Origin of the sequence: Embleya sp. NPDC005575 (assembly GCF_040605455.1) — a bacterium.
Lineage (GTDB): Bacteria > Actinomycetota > Actinomycetes > Streptomycetales > Streptomycetaceae > Embleya.
On the sequence record NZ_JBEXCV010000083.1, the window covers coordinates 1 to 14,590 of the forward strand.

12 protein-coding genes and 1 tRNA gene are annotated in these 14,590 nt (G+C 71.8%); 4 read left to right on the forward strand and 9 right to left on the reverse strand.

Annotated features, from left to right (window positions below):
• The 8 genes from ABZS54_RS25315 to ABZS54_RS25350 all read right to left on the reverse strand — a co-directional run.
• Positions 1-1,561, reverse strand: a 1,561-nt coding sequence (locus ABZS54_RS25315; RefSeq protein ID WP_355540349.1) for a tetratricopeptide repeat protein, incomplete at its 3' end; no start/stop codon positions are given.
• Positions 1,562-1,703: 142 nt separating this feature from the next.
• Positions 1,704-3,065, reverse strand: coding sequence for a YhgE/Pip family protein (locus tag ABZS54_RS25320; protein ID WP_355540352.1), 1,362 nt, complete (start codon positions 3,063-3,065; stop codon positions 1,704-1,706).
• Positions 3,065-3,724, reverse strand: a complete 660-nt coding sequence (locus tag ABZS54_RS25325; protein ID WP_355540355.1) for an ATP-binding cassette domain-containing protein — start codon at positions 3,722-3,724, stop codon at positions 3,065-3,067. The genes ABZS54_RS25320 and ABZS54_RS25325 overlap by 1 nt, the downstream gene beginning before the upstream one ends.
• A 150-nt stretch (positions 3,725-3,874) precedes the next feature.
• The gene (locus ABZS54_RS25330; RefSeq protein ID WP_020550640.1) at positions 3,875-4,177 is read right to left on the reverse strand and encodes a DUF397 domain-containing protein; all 303 of its coding nucleotides are present in this window, start codon (positions 4,175-4,177) and stop codon (positions 3,875-3,877) included.
• A 161-nt stretch (positions 4,178-4,338) separates the two neighbouring features.
• Positions 4,339-4,414, reverse strand: a tRNA-His gene (locus ABZS54_RS25335).
• 131 nt (positions 4,415-4,545) lie between these two features.
• Positions 4,546-5,157, reverse strand: a complete 612-nt coding sequence (gene orn / locus ABZS54_RS25340; protein WP_355540359.1) for an oligoribonuclease — start codon at positions 5,155-5,157, stop codon at positions 4,546-4,548.
• Between the two features lie 4 nt (positions 5,158-5,161).
• Complete coding sequence (locus tag ABZS54_RS25345) at positions 5,162-6,457, reverse strand: helix-turn-helix domain-containing protein (protein WP_355540362.1); 1,296 nt, start codon at positions 6,455-6,457, stop codon at positions 5,162-5,164.
• Positions 6,458-6,642: 185 nt separating this feature from the next.
• Complete coding sequence (locus ABZS54_RS25350) at positions 6,643-7,569, reverse strand: LysR substrate-binding domain-containing protein (protein ID WP_355540365.1); 927 nt, start codon at positions 7,567-7,569, stop codon at positions 6,643-6,645.
• Positions 7,570-7,580: 11 nt separating this feature from the next.
• Here ABZS54_RS25350 and ABZS54_RS25355 point away from each other — a divergent pair, with 11 nt between their 5' ends.
• The 3 genes from ABZS54_RS25355 to ABZS54_RS25365 all read left to right on the forward strand — a co-directional run bounded on the left by ABZS54_RS25355 (position 7,581) and on the right by ABZS54_RS25365 (position 11,199).
• Positions 7,581-8,693 carry a putative sulfate exporter family transporter gene (locus ABZS54_RS25355; protein WP_355540368.1) on the forward strand — a complete coding sequence of 371 codons (1,113 nt, stop codon included), beginning with the start codon at positions 7,581-7,583 and terminating at the stop codon, positions 8,691-8,693.
• Between the two features lie 637 nt (positions 8,694-9,330).
• On the forward strand, positions 9,331-9,828 hold the full coding sequence (locus ABZS54_RS25360; protein ID WP_355540371.1) for a universal stress protein: 498 nt from the start codon (positions 9,331-9,333) through the stop codon (positions 9,826-9,828).
• 174 nt (positions 9,829-10,002) lie between these two features.
• Positions 10,003-11,199: a MerR family transcriptional regulator gene (locus ABZS54_RS25365; RefSeq protein ID WP_355540374.1), complete on the forward strand. Its 1,197-nt coding sequence runs from the start codon at positions 10,003-10,005 to the stop codon at positions 11,197-11,199.
• A 22-nt stretch (positions 11,200-11,221) separates the two neighbouring features.
• Here ABZS54_RS25365 and ABZS54_RS25370 read toward each other — a convergent pair whose 3' ends face one another.
• Positions 11,222-11,881 (reverse strand): TetR/AcrR family transcriptional regulator, encoded by a 660-nt coding sequence (locus ABZS54_RS25370; protein ID WP_355540377.1) that lies wholly within the window; start codon positions 11,879-11,881, stop codon positions 11,222-11,224.
• A gap of 175 nt (positions 11,882-12,056) precedes the next feature.
• On the opposite strand from ABZS54_RS25370, the gene ABZS54_RS25375 reads away from it, so the two are divergent.
• Complete coding sequence (locus ABZS54_RS25375; RefSeq protein ID WP_355540379.1) at positions 12,057-14,522, forward strand: beta-glucosidase; 2,466 nt, start codon at positions 12,057-12,059, stop codon at positions 14,520-14,522.
• Positions 14,523-14,590: the final 68 nt, after the last annotated feature.

A 14,590-nucleotide genomic window follows, 5' to 3' on the forward strand; every position in this document is an offset into this window, starting at 1 on the left:
GCTTCTTGTCGGGCTTCTTGTCGGGCTTCTTGTCGGGCTTCTTGTCGGGCTTCTTGTCGGGCTTCTTGTCGGGCTTCTTGTCGGGCTTCTTGTCGGGCTTCTTGTCGAGCCTCCCGGCCGGCGGGCTGACGTGCGTCGGCTCGTCGTCGGGCGCCACGCTCGACACTCGAGTCATCGCGCTCTCCGGCGCTTCGTCCCGCACCTCGTCCCGCACGGATGCGTGCTCGCCGCCCGGCCGACCCGAACCGGCCTCCGGGGCCGCCTCCTCGGCCGAACCGGGCCGCGCGGCCGACGCAACCGACCCGGCCGACACCGCCGCGTTCTCCTCGGTGTCCGAGGTGAACCCGGCCACCGGGGCGAACGCGGTGACGTCCCCGTCCGGTTCCACGGACGGTGATGGCACAGCGGCCGAGGCTCCGACCGAAACCACCTCGGTAGGTGCGGACGGTGCCTGCGACGCGACCTCGGCCGAGGCAACCGGTCCCCCGGCCACGCCGGCCCGCTCGGGCTGCTTCGCCTTCGCCGGGCGAGCGGGCTTCGGCGCCTTCGGCGCCTTCGGCGGTTTCGCGGCCTTCGCCGGCTTGGGCTCCTTCACCGGCTTGGGCTCCTTCGCCGGCCGCCCCGCCTGCACCGAGCTGTTGCCCACCGCCGTGGCGAACACGGGCGCCGGGTCGTTGGCCTTGGGCCCGTAGGTCCACCACATCAGCCCGCGCCGAGCGTTCTCGCTGTCCGGGTGTTGCTCGCCGAGCACCCGCGTACAGTCCGCGACCAACTGGGTCAACAACGTCCGGGCGCCCATCGGGTCGCCGGACTCGCCGGTCCAGTGCGCGTGGTTGTGCCGGATCACCAACGTGTCGTGGTGGTCCGGTCCCAGCACGCGCGTCGCGTCCTCGACGAGCTGCATCAGCGCGTCCCTGGCCATCGAGACGTCGCCTGCCTCACCCGCCCACATGGCCCGGTCGTGCCGAGCCGTCAACGCCGCGGGGTCGCCCGGCTCGTGCACCTCGCCGCGCTCGTCCGCGATCGCCGCCATCAGCCGGGCCGCCTGGATCGTCTCGCCGGCCCGGCCCACCCAGTGCGCGTGCTGGTGTCGGATGGTCAGCGTGTCCGGATGCACCGGCCCGAGCGCGTCGGTCGCCTCCTCCACGACTGGCCGCAGCATCCTGGCCGCGCCTGCGGCGTCGCCCGCCTCGCCGATCCACCGGGCCCACCCGGCACGCACGTTGAGCGTCTCGGGATCGTCCTGACCGAGCACCAGGACACAGTCGGCCGCGACATCGCGCGCCAGCGACTCGGCGGTGACCGCGTTCCCGGACATCCCCAGGCAGTAGGCGTGGTTGTGCCGGGCCAGGAGCGTGTCGGGATGCTGCGGGCCGAGCACGCGCGCGTAGTCGCCCGCGAGCTCGCCGAACATCCGAGCGGCCTCTGCGGGCCTGCCCTCGTCACCGACCACCCGGGCCCACGCGGCGCGCGCGTCGAGCGAACCGGGGTGCTCGGGCCCGAGTTCCCGAATCCGGGTCTCGGCCTCGGCCCTCAGTTTCTGTATCTCCTGCTCGTTCATCGCCGCTGATTCTCCCTCCTCCACCACACGTGGCAAACCCGCGGTACCCCCTGATTGTGGGCGACGCGCACGGAGCAGGCGTGGTTGCGCTCCCGGGGTACAACCGTACGGGGGAGTGGATTGAGCCATCGGTAGTGCGTGGTCACAACTGCACAGCCGGTTTCAACGACGCCATCGTCCACATCCGCCGGTGTCGGACCACGAACACGGTCGCGATCAGCGCCACCACCAGGTAGCCACCGAGCACCGCGAAAGCGACCGCCAAACGCTCGCCTTCGCCACCCGTGAGAGTGACCCGCAACCCGTTCACCAGGTATGTCATCGGCAGCACCGGATGCAGCGCCTGGAACGGCGCGGGCGTCGTGCTGACCGGGTACAGCCCGCCGCACGAGGTGAGCTGGAGCATCAGCAGTACCAGGATCAGCACGTCGCCCACCGCGCCGAGCGCGGCCCGCAGGAACTGCGCCATGGCCACGAAGGTGACCGCCGCCAGTGCGATCAACAGCAGGCTCAGTCCCGGGTCGTCGGCGTCCAGACCCAGCCCGAGTTGCACCACCGCGTACAGCACGAACGCTCCCGCCAAGCCGAGCGCGGCGGCGGGCAGCCAACCGGCGAGGGCCACCTCGACCGCACCCGCCCGCCCCGCGAGCGCACGCGGGTTGTACGGCCGCAGGAACAGGTAGCCGACCAGCCCGAACACCCACAGCGCGATGCCGAAGAAGAACGGCGCCAAACCGCGGCCGTACAACTGCGCCGAATGCCTGTTCGTCACCTCGATCGCCACCGGCGCACCGAGCACCCGCGCGTCCTCGCCCGCCGCCTGCGCCGGCGGCGGAGCCGGCACCGCGGCATTCAGCCGAGTCAGGCCGCCGGCGAGCTGCTCGACGCCCTCCCGGAGCTGATCCGGCGGCGTGGTGCCGATACCGCCGGCCAGTTGCCGCGCGCCGTCGGCGGATCTGGCCAGCTGATCCTTGAGCGCCCCGGTCTGCCCGTACTGCTGCTGCACCAGAGTGCTCTGCGTGGTGGCCGAAATCTGTTGCTGGAGCCGGGTCTTGGCCACCTCGGCCATCTTGCCGACGATGAAGCCGTTGGCGTCGTCGAGGGTCATGAACAACTTGGCCTGCCTCGGCTGGGCCGAGGCCGTGGTGGCCAGCGTCGCGCTGAAGTCCGGCGGCACGGTGACCACGAAGTGGTAGTCGCCGTCCTCCAGGCCCGTTCGGGCGTCCGTCGCGTCGGTGACCTTCCACTTGAAGTTCTTGTCCGTGCGGATCACCTCGGTCAACCGGCCGCCCGCGTCGATGTGCTGTCCGCGCGCGTCCACCGGCCGGTCCTCGTTCACGAACGCGACCGGGACCTGGTTCAGCCGGCCGTACGGGTCCCAGTTGGACCACAGGTACAGCGCGCCGTACAGGGTCGGCACCAGCATCAGCATGACCGGGACCAGTCGGGACAACGGCCCCCGGAAGCGCCGTAGTTCGAGCCAGGCCAGGCGCAGCACACCCATCAGGCGATACCGCCTCTCGGGTACAGGTGGTGCCCGGGCAGGTCGACCACCACGTCGGCGCCGCGCGGCGCCTCGGTCGCGGTGGCGACGACGGTGGTGCCGGTGTCGGCCAGGTCGCGCAGGGCCCGCCACGCACGCAGCAGGTCGGCGCCCGCGATGCCGCTGTCCACGTCGTCGACCAGGACCGCGCCCGGATGGCCGGCGGCGGCCAGCGCGACCGAGAACAACAACTGGTCCACCGCGGACAGGTGCTCGACCAGGACCTGACCGGGCGGCTCGATCCGCAGCAGGTCGTACATCCGGACGAGCGCCGGCTCGGTGGGCCGGCCGTCGCCGATGGCCCGGCGCTCGGTGATCGTCTCGGCGACGAGCAGGTGGGGTTCCAGATCCAGACCGGGCCGGGCGCGGGCCAGTGCGGTGTGCGCCCGGGCGGTCGCGGCGCTGCGGCTGCCTGCGACGATCACGCTGCCCGCATCGGTGCGGAACCGGCCGCCGAGCGCAAGCAACAGCGAGGTGCGGCCGGCGCCGGCGGGCCCGACGAGCACGGTCAGTCCGGCCGCCGGCGCGGTCAGGCGGACGTCGCGAAAGATTGTGCCATCCGGGCCGGATGCCGCCAGGCCGACCGCGCTGATCTCCACCCCGGAGGTGGTTGTGGACACGGATCTCCCTCGTCGGTGGGACGTCCACCGAGGGATAACCGGTCCACGGGTTGCCAAACGGGCGAAACGGATGACGCCCATGCGCCCACCCGCTTGACGAAGCGTCAGGCTGGGCTGCGGGCGAGGCCCGGACGAGCGTCGGTAAAGGCGTCAGCCGCGCTGCTCCGGCAGCGGCTCGGCGAGCCGGTCCAGGTCGAACTCGCCGTCGCGCACCCCGAGCACGAAGGCGGTCCACTCGCCCTCGGTGAACCGCAGGATCGGCCCCTCCGGGTGGATCGAGTTCCGCATCGCCATGCCCCCACCGGGGAGTTCGGCGGTCTCCACGATGCCTTCGCCGGTGGTGTCCTCGCCGTAGCCGATCCAGGTGACACCGCTGATGTCCATGGCGTACAGCGCGGCCTTCTCGTCGTCCAACTGCTGCCGCGAAGGCTGCTCGGACTCGCCGGTGCTCATGATCGAAACCCTCCCGATGACGCGTGCGTAACTCTCAGGTGACCGCACGCTACGCCGCACGCGGCGCCGCACACAACGCGAACGGCGACATCGGCGCATCGGGGCGGCAACCGGCGCAAAACGAGCGAGGTCCCGAGGCGCACGCGCCTCGGGACCTCCTCTGGGGTGAGTGACGGGACTTGAACCCGCGACTTCCTGGACCACAACCAGGTGCTCTACCAGCTGAGCTACACCCACCATCACCGAGGCGTTTCCGTCCCGGCGAGGAAAAGTGTACAGGCTCGCGGAGGCTGCTCGCCGCAGGGTTTCCGGGCGGCCCGTTCCGCGCCCCTCGCGGCACCGGTCCCACGGGATCCGCCGGGCAGGGCCTAGGCGTGTTCGGCCGGCTTGTGGCCGTACTTGGCCGCGATCGCCTTGGCGGTGTCGCTGTCTGGACCGGGATCCGGGACGAAGATCGCCTCGCGGTAGTACCGCAGTTCCTCGATGCTCTCGTGGATGTCGGCCAGCGCGCGGTGGTTGCCGGCCTTCGGCGGGCTCTGGAAGTAGACCCGCGGATACCAGCGGCGGGCCAGCTCCTTGATCGACGAGACGTCGATCACCCGGTAGTGCAGGAATGCCTCCAGATCGAGCATGTCCCGGGCCAGGAAGCCCCGGTCGGTGCCGATCGAGTTGCCGCACAGCGGTGCCTTGCGGCCGTCCGGGACGTGCTTCCTGATGTAGGCGAGCACCTCGGCCTCGGCCTCGGCGAGGCTGACGCCCGCTTCCAGCTCCTCCAGCAGACCTGAAGCGGTGTGCATTTTGCGCACCACATCGGGCATGCCGGCCAGCGCCTCGGCGGGCGGGCGGATCACGACGTCGACCCCGTCGCCCAGGATGTTCAAGTCGGAGTCGGTGACGAGGGCCGCCACCTCCACCAATGCGTCCCGGGACAGGTCGAGTCCGGTCATCTCACAGTCGATCCAGACCAAGCGGTCGTTCATAGGGTCACCCTACGGCCCGGGCACACACCTCCTCTTCTCCGGTCTCCTCCGGGCTGCGGGTACGGAAGGTCTCCCGATAGGAGGCCGGTGGAACACCCAGTTGTTTGCGGAAGTGGCCGCGCAACGCGACCGGCGAGCGGAAGCCGCAACGGCGGGCGATCTCCTCGACCTGGAGATCGGTGGTCTCCAGCAGCCGCTGGGCCTGGAGCACCCGCTGGGTGAGCAGCCATTGCAGCGGGGCACTGCCGGTGAGCGTGCGAAAGCGCCGGTCGAAGGTGCGCCGACTCATGTACGCGCGGGTCGCCAACTGCTCGATGTCGAAGCGCTCGGCCAGGTTCTCCAGCGCCCACGAGATGACGGTCGCCAGCGGATCGCCGCTGATCTCCTCGGGCAGGGTCAGGTCCATGTACTGCGCCTGACCGCCGATCCGGTGGGCCGGCACGACCAGTCGGCGCGCGAGCGCGTTGGCCGCGTCCGGGCCGTGGTCGAGGCGGACCAAGTGCAGGCACAGGTCGATGCCGGCCGCGGTGCCGGCGCTGGTGAGGATGTCACCGTCGTCGACGTACAGCTCGCGGGGATCGACTCGGACCTTCGGGTAGCGCTTGGCCAGCGCGGGCGCGTACATCCAGTGCGTCGTCGCCGGACGGTCGTCCAGCAGGCCGGCCGCGGCGAGCACGAACGCGCCGCCGCACAGGCCGACGATCCGGGCTCCCTCACAGTGGGCCCGGCGCAGCGCCTCCAGCACGGGCGGCGGTGGCATCCGGGACGGCGAGTGCCACGCGGGCACGATCACGGTGCCGGCCCGGGCGAGGGCGTCGAGGCCGTACGGCGCGATCAGTTCGACGCCGCCGGTGGTGCGGAGCGGTCCGGGTTCGGCCGCGCATACCAGTAATCGGTAGTTCGGCACGCCGGCGTCGCGTCGATCCACACCGAACACCGATATCGGGATCGAACTCTCCAGAATCGGCGAGTTCGCGAACAACAGCACCGCGATCGTGTCCGGGCGGCGCCGACCGAGCAGCGGGCGCTCGCGCCCCGGGGCCAGGACACTCTCGGCGTCGGGGTCGTACTCGCCGTCGAAGTCGATGTCGTCGGTGAGGTCGCCCTCGCCCTCGATCGAGTCGTTCTCGGGCGGAGCCTCGGACAGCACGGTGGACGCCGCGACGATCACCACCGCGTCCGGGTCGCCGACCGGGACGGCATCGACGCCGTCGATCGCGGTGATCTCGGCCGGACGGTCGGCATCGACCACGCGAGCCCGCCCCCGCCGTCGGTCCTTGCGGCTGTCGATCCTGCTCATGGCCCCGATCGCCCCCTTCACCCCTCACGCCCCAGTAGGTCACAGGCGTCACTCACGTAACCCAAGATCGGAACTTACTCTCTCTTACCTTGTCTATGCATGGTGTTCTCTACGTGACGTTATGTAGATATGCGTGTTTGTGACGGTGGTCACATCGTGGAACTTATCGACATTCACCTGTGCGGTCAGGCCTCGGAGGGCCGGCGGGCAGCGTGCAGCAGGTGCAGGGCCGCCTCCGGCAGCTCCCGACCGCGCGGCCAGACCGCCCGCAGAATGCGGTCCAGGGCGGGCAGATCGGCCATCGGCACCGCCACCAGGCGCCCGTCGGCCAGGTCCTCGCGGACCGCGAGATCGGACAACACCGCAGGCGCGGACCCGGCGATCGCCGCCGAGCGCAGCGGCGCCGTCGCGCCCAACTCCAGTGCCGGCACGGCCACTCCGTCGTAGGCGGCCAGCGCCCGCTCCAGCGTCTCCCGGGTGCCCGACCCGGCCTCGCGCAGCAGCAGCGGCGTCGCGGCCAACTCGGCCGCCGCGATCGGGCGCCGCCGCCGGGCCCACGGGTGGTTCGGCGCGACGACCACCACGAGCCGGTCCCGGCCCACCTCCGCCGACTGCAGGTCGCGCGGGACCCACGGCCCCTCGACGAAGCCCAGGTCCGCCTCGCCCGCCCGCAGCGCCTCGATCACATGCAGGCTGTTGGTCACCTGCAGGCCCACGTGCACCCCGGGCACCGCCTCGCGCAGCGCGGTCAGCCACCCGGGCACCAGGTGCTCGGCTACGGTCAGGCTCGCCGCGACCCGCAGCCGATCCTCCTGCCGGGCCTTGAGTGCGGCAGCCCCCTCCACGAGGGCGTGCGCCTGATCGAGCACCCCGCGAGCCCAGTCGGTGATCACCAGGCCGGCCGCGGTGGGCACCGAGCCGGTGGTGCTGCGCTCCAGCAACCGCACTCCGAGCCGCCGCTCCAGCGTGCGCATCCGTGCGCTGGCCGAGGGCTGACTGATGCCGAACCGGCGGGCCGCACTGCCCAGGCTGCCGCTCTCGGTCACCGCGACGAGCAGTTCGAGCGTGTACAGGTCGGGCAGTCGGTCCGAGGGGCGCGCCGGCGAGGTCATAGCCAAACCCTATGACCTGCCAGGCAATCGACCGCTACCCGAGCGAGCGTGCCGGGCCAAAGGTGGTGATCGTGACCTTGACCGCCGCGCACCGTACCCACCCAGAGCAGCTTTCGGCCACCGCCGAGACGGCGAAACCGCGATTGTGGCCGGGACTGCTCGCGGCGGCGCTCGCGGTGGCCGCCGGTTGGGGTGCACACCGGCTGTGGCCCGGGCTGCCGATGCTCACGGTCACCGTCGCGTTGGGCATCCTCGCCGCCAACGTGCGCGCGTTGCCCGCCGCGACCGCGCCGGGACTGGGCTTCGCGGGCAAGCGGCTGATGCGCGCCGGCGTGGTGCTGCTCGGCCTCAAGCTCGCCCTCGGCGACATCGTCGGGCTCGGTTTCGCGCCGGTGGCGATGGTGATCGGGGTGGTCGTACTGACCTTCTTCGGCACCCGGTGGCTGGGGCGGCGGATCGGTCTGCCCGGTGATCAACCGCTGCTGATCGCGACCGGCTTCTCCATCTGCGGCGCCTCCGCCGTGGCGGCGATGAACGGCGTCAGCGACAGCGACGAGGAGGACGTGGCCACCGCCGTCGCGCTGGTCACGCTGTGCGGAAGCCTGGCGATCGTCGCGCTGCCCCTGCTGCAGGCGCCGCTGGGCCTGGACGCGGTGCGGTACGGCGGCTGGGTCGGCGCGAGCGTGCACGATGTCGGCCAGGTGGTCGCCGCCGGCGGCGTGGCCGGGCCGGTCGCGCTGCACATCGCGGTGGTGGTCAAGCTGATGCGGGTGCTGTTGCTCGCGCCGATCGTGGTGGGCACCGGGTACGCGCTGCGCCGCCGGGCCGCGCGGGCCGGCGACACCGGGCCCGCGGGGGCTCGGCGGCCGGCGCTGATGCCGCTGTTCGTGGTCGGCTTCCTGGCCATGGTCGCCGTGCGCGGCACCGGTCTGCTGCCCGCCTCGGCGCTGGAGGTCGCGGGCACCGCGCAGGACCTGCTGTTGGCCGCCGCGCTGTTCGGCCTGGGCAGCATGGTCGACCTGAGCCGGCTGGTGCGCACCGGATGGCGGGCGCTGCTCCTGGGCCTCGCGTCCTGGGTACTGATCGCCGGCGCGGCCTACGGGGGCGTACTGCTGACCATGTGAGCTCGCCGGACGGGGCCTGACCGGCCCGCCGCGGACGAGCCGAAGCCGCCGACAGGCACGCGCGTCCGGAGGTACGTCGAACCCGCCGACGGCCCGGCGCGTGACGGGCCGTCAGACAGGTTCGACGTCGGCGCCGCGGCGCGGGTCGGCGTGCGGGAGGGTCGGCGTCCAACCTGCGGATCGCCGCCCGTTTCGACGCGGTCGCCCGGACGCACGGTGTCGTCCTGACCAACGCTCGGGCGGGGCTCGGGGTAACGCCCGTTCCCTCCTGCGGCGTCAGTGCGCACCCTCGAACGGGCCCGGGAGCCGGCCCGAACGGGCCCGCGGCCGGCCCGCCGACCGGCCTCGGTGAGCACCGGAGACCGACCGCGATCGCATCGCAATCACCCACACGGCCGCCCGGGTCTCCCCATTCACGGCGTTGTCCGGCTAATGTGCGTGTCTCGCCGAGGCTTTGTCGGGGGCGCCATCCCCGTGCGTGGTCCGGCGGATCGCATCAAGCCCCGACCTGTACGCGGCGTGGTGTCGTTTTTGTCCGGGAGAACCCCGGTCGACACTTCGTATGTGCGGGTCGGCGCAGTAATCTGGTAACAGGAAGCCCCGAGGCGCCCCTCCACAGCAAAGACGCCCGATTCCCATGGCTGCTTTCGAGTTCAGTGACCTTCCGGACGGCACCCCGTTGCTCCGTCCCGACTCTCCCCATCAGCGCGATCCCGCGTTCCAGCATCCCGTCGTCGTCGGTTTCGACGGGTCCGAGTCCAGCGAACGTGCCCTCGCGTACGCGTCCGGTATGGCGCGCAGGCACGGCGGTGGGCTGGTGATCGTGCACGTGGCCAATCGCATTCCGGCCACCGTGTGGGCCGGCTGCGAGCCACCGGTCTTCATCGACGTGCCGGACAGCCGCTCCGAGGCTTTGGGCTTGGAGTTGGCCTGCGCGGATCACCTCAGCGACGTGCCGTGGATCCTGGTCGAGCGCGGGGGTGACATCTGCCACGAGATCGAGGACGTCGCGCGCGAGTTCACCGCCGACGCGATCGTGGTCGGCGGGTCCACCGGGTGGGCCAGCCGGATCTTCGGTTCGGTCGCGTGTCGCTTGGTCAAGCATGCCAAGCGGCCGGTCGTGGTGATCCCCTGACGGTCGCGCCTCCCGATCCACTCGCCACCGAGCCCTCGCCGCTCGTTTTCCGTGTCTTCCCGTGCCATTCCGGCCGCCTCGTGATCGATCCCCGAACACATCTGCATCGAACCTCGAACACATCTGCATTACGTTGGCCGCGGACACGGGGCACGAGGATCGCGAGGCACGAGGTTGGCGGAGTACCGGATCGAGGACCTCGCCCGCGAGGGGGGCACGACCGTACGTAACGTACGGGCGTACCAGGATCGCGGGCTGTTGCCGCGGCCGAGGCGGCAGGGACGGGTGTCCCTGTACGACGACGGCCATCTGGGCCGGCTCCGGCTGATCGGCCAGTTGCTGGAGCGCGGCTACAGCCTGGTGAGCATCAAGGAGCTGCTCGACGCGTGGGACGGCGGGCGCAGTCTCGGCGGAGTGCTCGGGCTGGTCGCCGAGGCGAGCGGCCCGTGGAGCGACGAGACCCCGGAGCGGATGAACCGGGCCGAGCTGATCGCGATGTTCGGCGGCTTGTCCGATCCCGTGGCCCTCGCCGGAGCGGTGCGGCTGGGCCTGCTCGAACCCGAGGACGACTCGCTGACCGTGTTCCGGGTGCCCAGTCCGCGCGAGCTCGCGGTGGGCGCCGAGTTGCACGCGGCCGGCGTGCCGGTGGCGGCGGTCACCGAACAGCTGGGGATGTTGCGTGCGGCGATGGAGCACGTGGCCGAGGGGTTCGGCCGGTTGATGGAGTCGCATCTGTTGCCCGCCGACGGCGACGCGGACGAGACGGCGGAGATGATCCGCCGGATGCGACCGCTGGCGCTGCGCGCGGTGGAGGCCGAACTGGCCCGGGCGATGCGCCGCACGGCCGCACGCCGGCTCGGTGAGGAACTCGGGAAGGTGCTGCGCGAGGAGCCCGAGCCGACCCGGGACGGGCCGGAGCCGGCCGGCGACGAGGAGCCCGCGCTCGATCGGCACCCGTTCATGTCGGACGCGTGGATCGCGGCGGTGTCCCGGCTCAGCCGGCTGATCACGCCCGATCCGGAGAAGCGCACGCCGCATCCGGCGATCGTGGACATCGTGGTGAGCGACGTGCCGGATCGGGACGATCCGGCCGAGCTGCACCTGGACGTCTTCCAGGGCCGCGTGCTGGTCCGCCCCGGGCTGTTGCCGGGCCCGGACCTGGTGGTGCACATGGACTACGACACCGCGCGCCGGGTGATCCTGCTCAACGACCGGCACGCGCCGCGCGAGGCACTGGCCACCGGGCGGATGACCGCCCGCGGTGATCTGTTCGGGCTCACCGTCTTCCGCGAGGCGCTGGCCGGCCTGTCCAACTGGGACCTGGGCGCGGTGCTGCGCGAGCTGACCGCGGGCGAGGGCACGAGCGTGTAGCCGGCTTCGGGCCGGGTGCGGGTCAGGCCCGGATGCGGCGCAGCAGGTGCTCCACGTAGTCGCGGAACAGCGTTGCCATGTCCACGTGTTCGGGGTCGAGCAGCCATTGCAGCTGTAGGCCGTCCATCATCGCGAAGACCTGCGCCGCGACCGCGGGCGGATCGATGTCCGCGCGCAGTTCGCCGGACGCCCGACCGGCCTCCAGCGAGGCGGTGACGCTCGATCGCAGCATCGCGTAGCGGTCTTGGGCCCAGCCGTGTGCGGGGTGGTCGGTGGTCACCGCCTCGCCGGTGAGCACGGTGAAGAGCTGGACCAGCCCGGGAATGTTGCGGTTGTGCTCGGCGAGTTCGGCGAGCTTGTCCAGGGCCGCCTCGCCGCCGAGCGGGAGCACGCCCAGGTCCAGATGCTCGATGTCCATCCGGTCGCGCAGGTCGAGCACGGCCACCAGCAGCTCCTGCTTGCTGCGGAAGTGGTGCAGCAGGCCGGCCTGGGTCAGTTCGGCGCGCTCGGCGATCCGGGCCAGCGAGGTGCCGCGGTAGCCGTTCTCGGCGAACTCCTGGAGCGCGATGTTGAGGATGCGTGTGCGCCGGGCGTCGCCGGAGGCGTAGCCGCGCCCACGCGGTCTCGCCCGGGCGGCCCGGGTCGGGGTCGGCGGGTTGGCGGGGTCCGGATACGCGTCCATGAGGTCATCCTGCCGTGTCCCGACGGAGACCCGTCCAGGTGTATGTCACGTAACGATAACAAAACTACCGTGTAATAGGTTTTTGTGGCTACGGTACGACCGGATCCTTCGGCCGACTCGATCGGCGAATCGCCCGGACCGCGGGTCGATCAGGAACGCGAGCGGAAGGCAGACGATGGCGTCTCACCCCACACCCACCGGCAACGAGGCCGGCGACGACGAGCTGCGCGACCTGGTGGCGCGGCTGACTCTGGAGGAGAAGCTCTCCCTGATCGTCGGCGAGGACTTCTGGTCGCTTCCCGAGATCCCGAGCATCGGCCTGCGCAAGCTGCGCGTCTCGGACGGTCCGGTTGGCGTGCGCGGCGTCACGTGGGACGAGCGCGAGACCTCGCTGCTGTTCCCCAGCCCCACCGCGCTCGCCGCCGCCTGGGATCCCGAGGTCACCCGCCGGGCCGGCTTCATCATGGGCGCGCAGGCCCGGGACAAGGACATCCACGTCCTGCTGGCGCCGACCGTGAACCTGCACCGCAGCCCGCTGGGCGGTCGGCACTTCGAGTGCTACTCCGAGGACCCGCTGCTGACCGCGCGGATCGCCACCGCCTTCATCGAGGGTGTCCAGTCCGCCGGTGTCGGTGCCACGATCAAGCACTTCGTCGGCAACGAGACCGAGGACGACCGGATGTCCTACGACTCGCGGATCGACGAGCGATCGCTGCGCGAGGTCTACCTGGTGCCGTTCGAGGAGGCCGTGCGCACCGGCCGGGTCCAGCTGGTGATGAGCGCGTACAACCGGGTCAACGGCGAGACGATGACCGAGAACTCGCGCCTGGTCAACGGCGTGCTCAAGGACGAGTGGGGCTTCGACGGGGTGGTGATCTCGGACTGGATGGCGGTGCGCTCCACCGAGGCCGCCGCCGCCGGCGGCACCGACATCGCGATGCCGGGTCCGGCCCCGGTGTGGGGCGAACCGCTGCTCGCCGCCGTGCGCGAGGGCCGGGTCGCCGAATCGCTGATCGACGAGCGGGTCACCCGGATCCTGCGCCTCGCCGCCCGCGTGGGCGTGCTGGGCGAGCGCACGCCTGCCACGACCACCACGCCCTCGGACGCGGTCGCCACGCTGCGCGCGATCTCCGCGCAGGCGACGGTGCTGCTCGGCAACGACGGTACGCTCCCGCTCGACCCCGCGGCGCTCTCCCGCGTCGCGCTGATCGGCCCGAACGCACTGCGACTGTCCGCGCAGGGCGGCGGCAGCGCGCACGTGAACCCCGCGCACGTGGTCTCGATCCCGGAGGGCCTGCGGGCCGCGCTCGGCGAGAACGTCGAACTGACGCTCACCGAGGGTGCGTTCACCCACCGCGCGCTCGCCGACCTGTCCCTGGACACAGCCGCCGACCCGGAGAGCGGCGAGCCGGGTCTGCGCGCCGAGTTCCTCGACGCCGAGGGCAACGTGCTCTCCTCCGAGCATCGGCTGGGCTCCAGCCTGATGTTCTGGCCGGACAACATTGCGTCCGGGGCCGCGGTGATCCGGCTGCGCACGATCGTCACCCCGACCGTGTCCGGGACCAACATCCTGGACGTGCGCGGCGCGGGCCGGTTCGAGGTGAGCATCGACGGCACGACCCGCACGGTGGACATGACCGCTCCCGAGGGCACCGACGTGATCGAGATGATCATGCGCCCCGAGGCCACCCGCATCGAGGTGGAGGCGACGGCCGGCACACCGGTGGAGATCCGGGTCGACTTCACCCAGGGCGAGCGGTTCTTCATGGCCGCGCTCGGTCTGGGCTGGGCCAACCCGCGCCGGTCCGCGGAGGCCGAACTGGAAGCCGCGGTCGAGGCGGCGCGCGCCGCCGATGTCGCCGTGGTCGTGGTCGGTACCACCGACGACATCGAGTCCGAGGGCTTCGACCGCAAGGACCTGGCGCTGCCGGGCCGCTCCGACGAGCTGGTCCGCCGGGTCGCGGCGGCCAACCCGAGGACCGTCGTGGTGGTCAACGCGGGCTCGCCCGTGCTGATGCCGTGGCGGGACGACGTCGCCGCCGTGCTGTGGGCCTGGCTGCCCGGCCAGGAGGGCGGCGCGGCGCTGGGCGACGTGCTCACCGGCTCGGTGGAGCCGGGCGGCCGGCTGCCCACGACCTACCCGGCGGCCGAGGCCGACGTGCCGATCCACTCCACCGCCCGGGTGAACAACGAGCACCACTACGCGGTGCGGTCCAGCAACATCGGCTACCGCGCCTGGGCCCTGGGCGACGCGGCGCCGGCGTACCCGTTCGGGCACGGCCTGGGCTACACGACCTGGGCGTACGAGGAAGTCACGGTCAAGGGCGACGCGAGCGGCGTGACCGTCGAGATCACCGTGGCCAACACCGGCGAGCGGGCGGGCCGTGAGGTGGCGCAGGTGTACCTGGAGACCGCCGACGGCACGCTGATGGGTCGGCCGGAGCCGATCCGTCTGGTCGGCTTCGCCGCGATCGACGCCGAGGCGGGTGCGAAGGTCACCGCCACGGTGGAGATCGACGCCCGCACCCTGGCCCGCTGGGACGAGCGGGGCGCGGCGTGGACCACCACGCCGGGCGCGTACACGCTGCGTGTCGGCCGCTCGGCGACCGACCTGCGGCTGAGCGCGGAACTCGCGCTCTAGGGACGCACGGTTTCCGGGTCGAGGTGCCTTCGCCCCTCGGCCCGGCTCCGTGCGGGCGCGACCGGGAC

Excerpts from the sequence above, each read along its gene's own strand:
- ABZS54_RS25320 (WP_355540352.1), bottom strand. The coding sequence starts at position 3,065 with ATGGGTGTGCTGCGCCTGGCCTGGCTCGAACTACGGCGCTTCCGGGGG.
- ABZS54_RS25330 (WP_020550640.1), bottom strand. The coding sequence starts at position 4,177 with ATGAGCACCGGCGAGTCCGAGCAGCCTTCGCGGCAGCAGTTGGACGAC.
- orn (WP_355540359.1), bottom strand. The coding sequence starts at position 5,157 with ATGAACGACCGCTTGGTCTGGATCGACTGTGAGATGACCGGACTCGAC.
- ABZS54_RS25345 (WP_355540362.1), bottom strand. The coding sequence starts at position 6,457 with ATGAGCAGGATCGACAGCCGCAAGGACCGACGGCGGGGGCGGGCTCGC.
- ABZS54_RS25350 (WP_355540365.1), bottom strand. The coding sequence starts at position 7,569 with ATGACCTCGCCGGCGCGCCCCTCGGACCGACTGCCCGACCTGTACACG.
- ABZS54_RS25355 (WP_355540368.1), top strand. The coding sequence starts at position 7,581 with ATGACCTGCCAGGCAATCGACCGCTACCCGAGCGAGCGTGCCGGGCCA.
- ABZS54_RS25360 (WP_355540371.1), top strand. The coding sequence starts at position 9,331 with ATGGCTGCTTTCGAGTTCAGTGACCTTCCGGACGGCACCCCGTTGCTC.
- ABZS54_RS25370 (WP_355540377.1), bottom strand. The coding sequence starts at position 11,881 with ATGGACGCGTATCCGGACCCCGCCAACCCGCCGACCCCGACCCGGGCC.
- ABZS54_RS25375 (WP_355540379.1), top strand. The coding sequence starts at position 12,057 with ATGGCGTCTCACCCCACACCCACCGGCAACGAGGCCGGCGACGACGAG.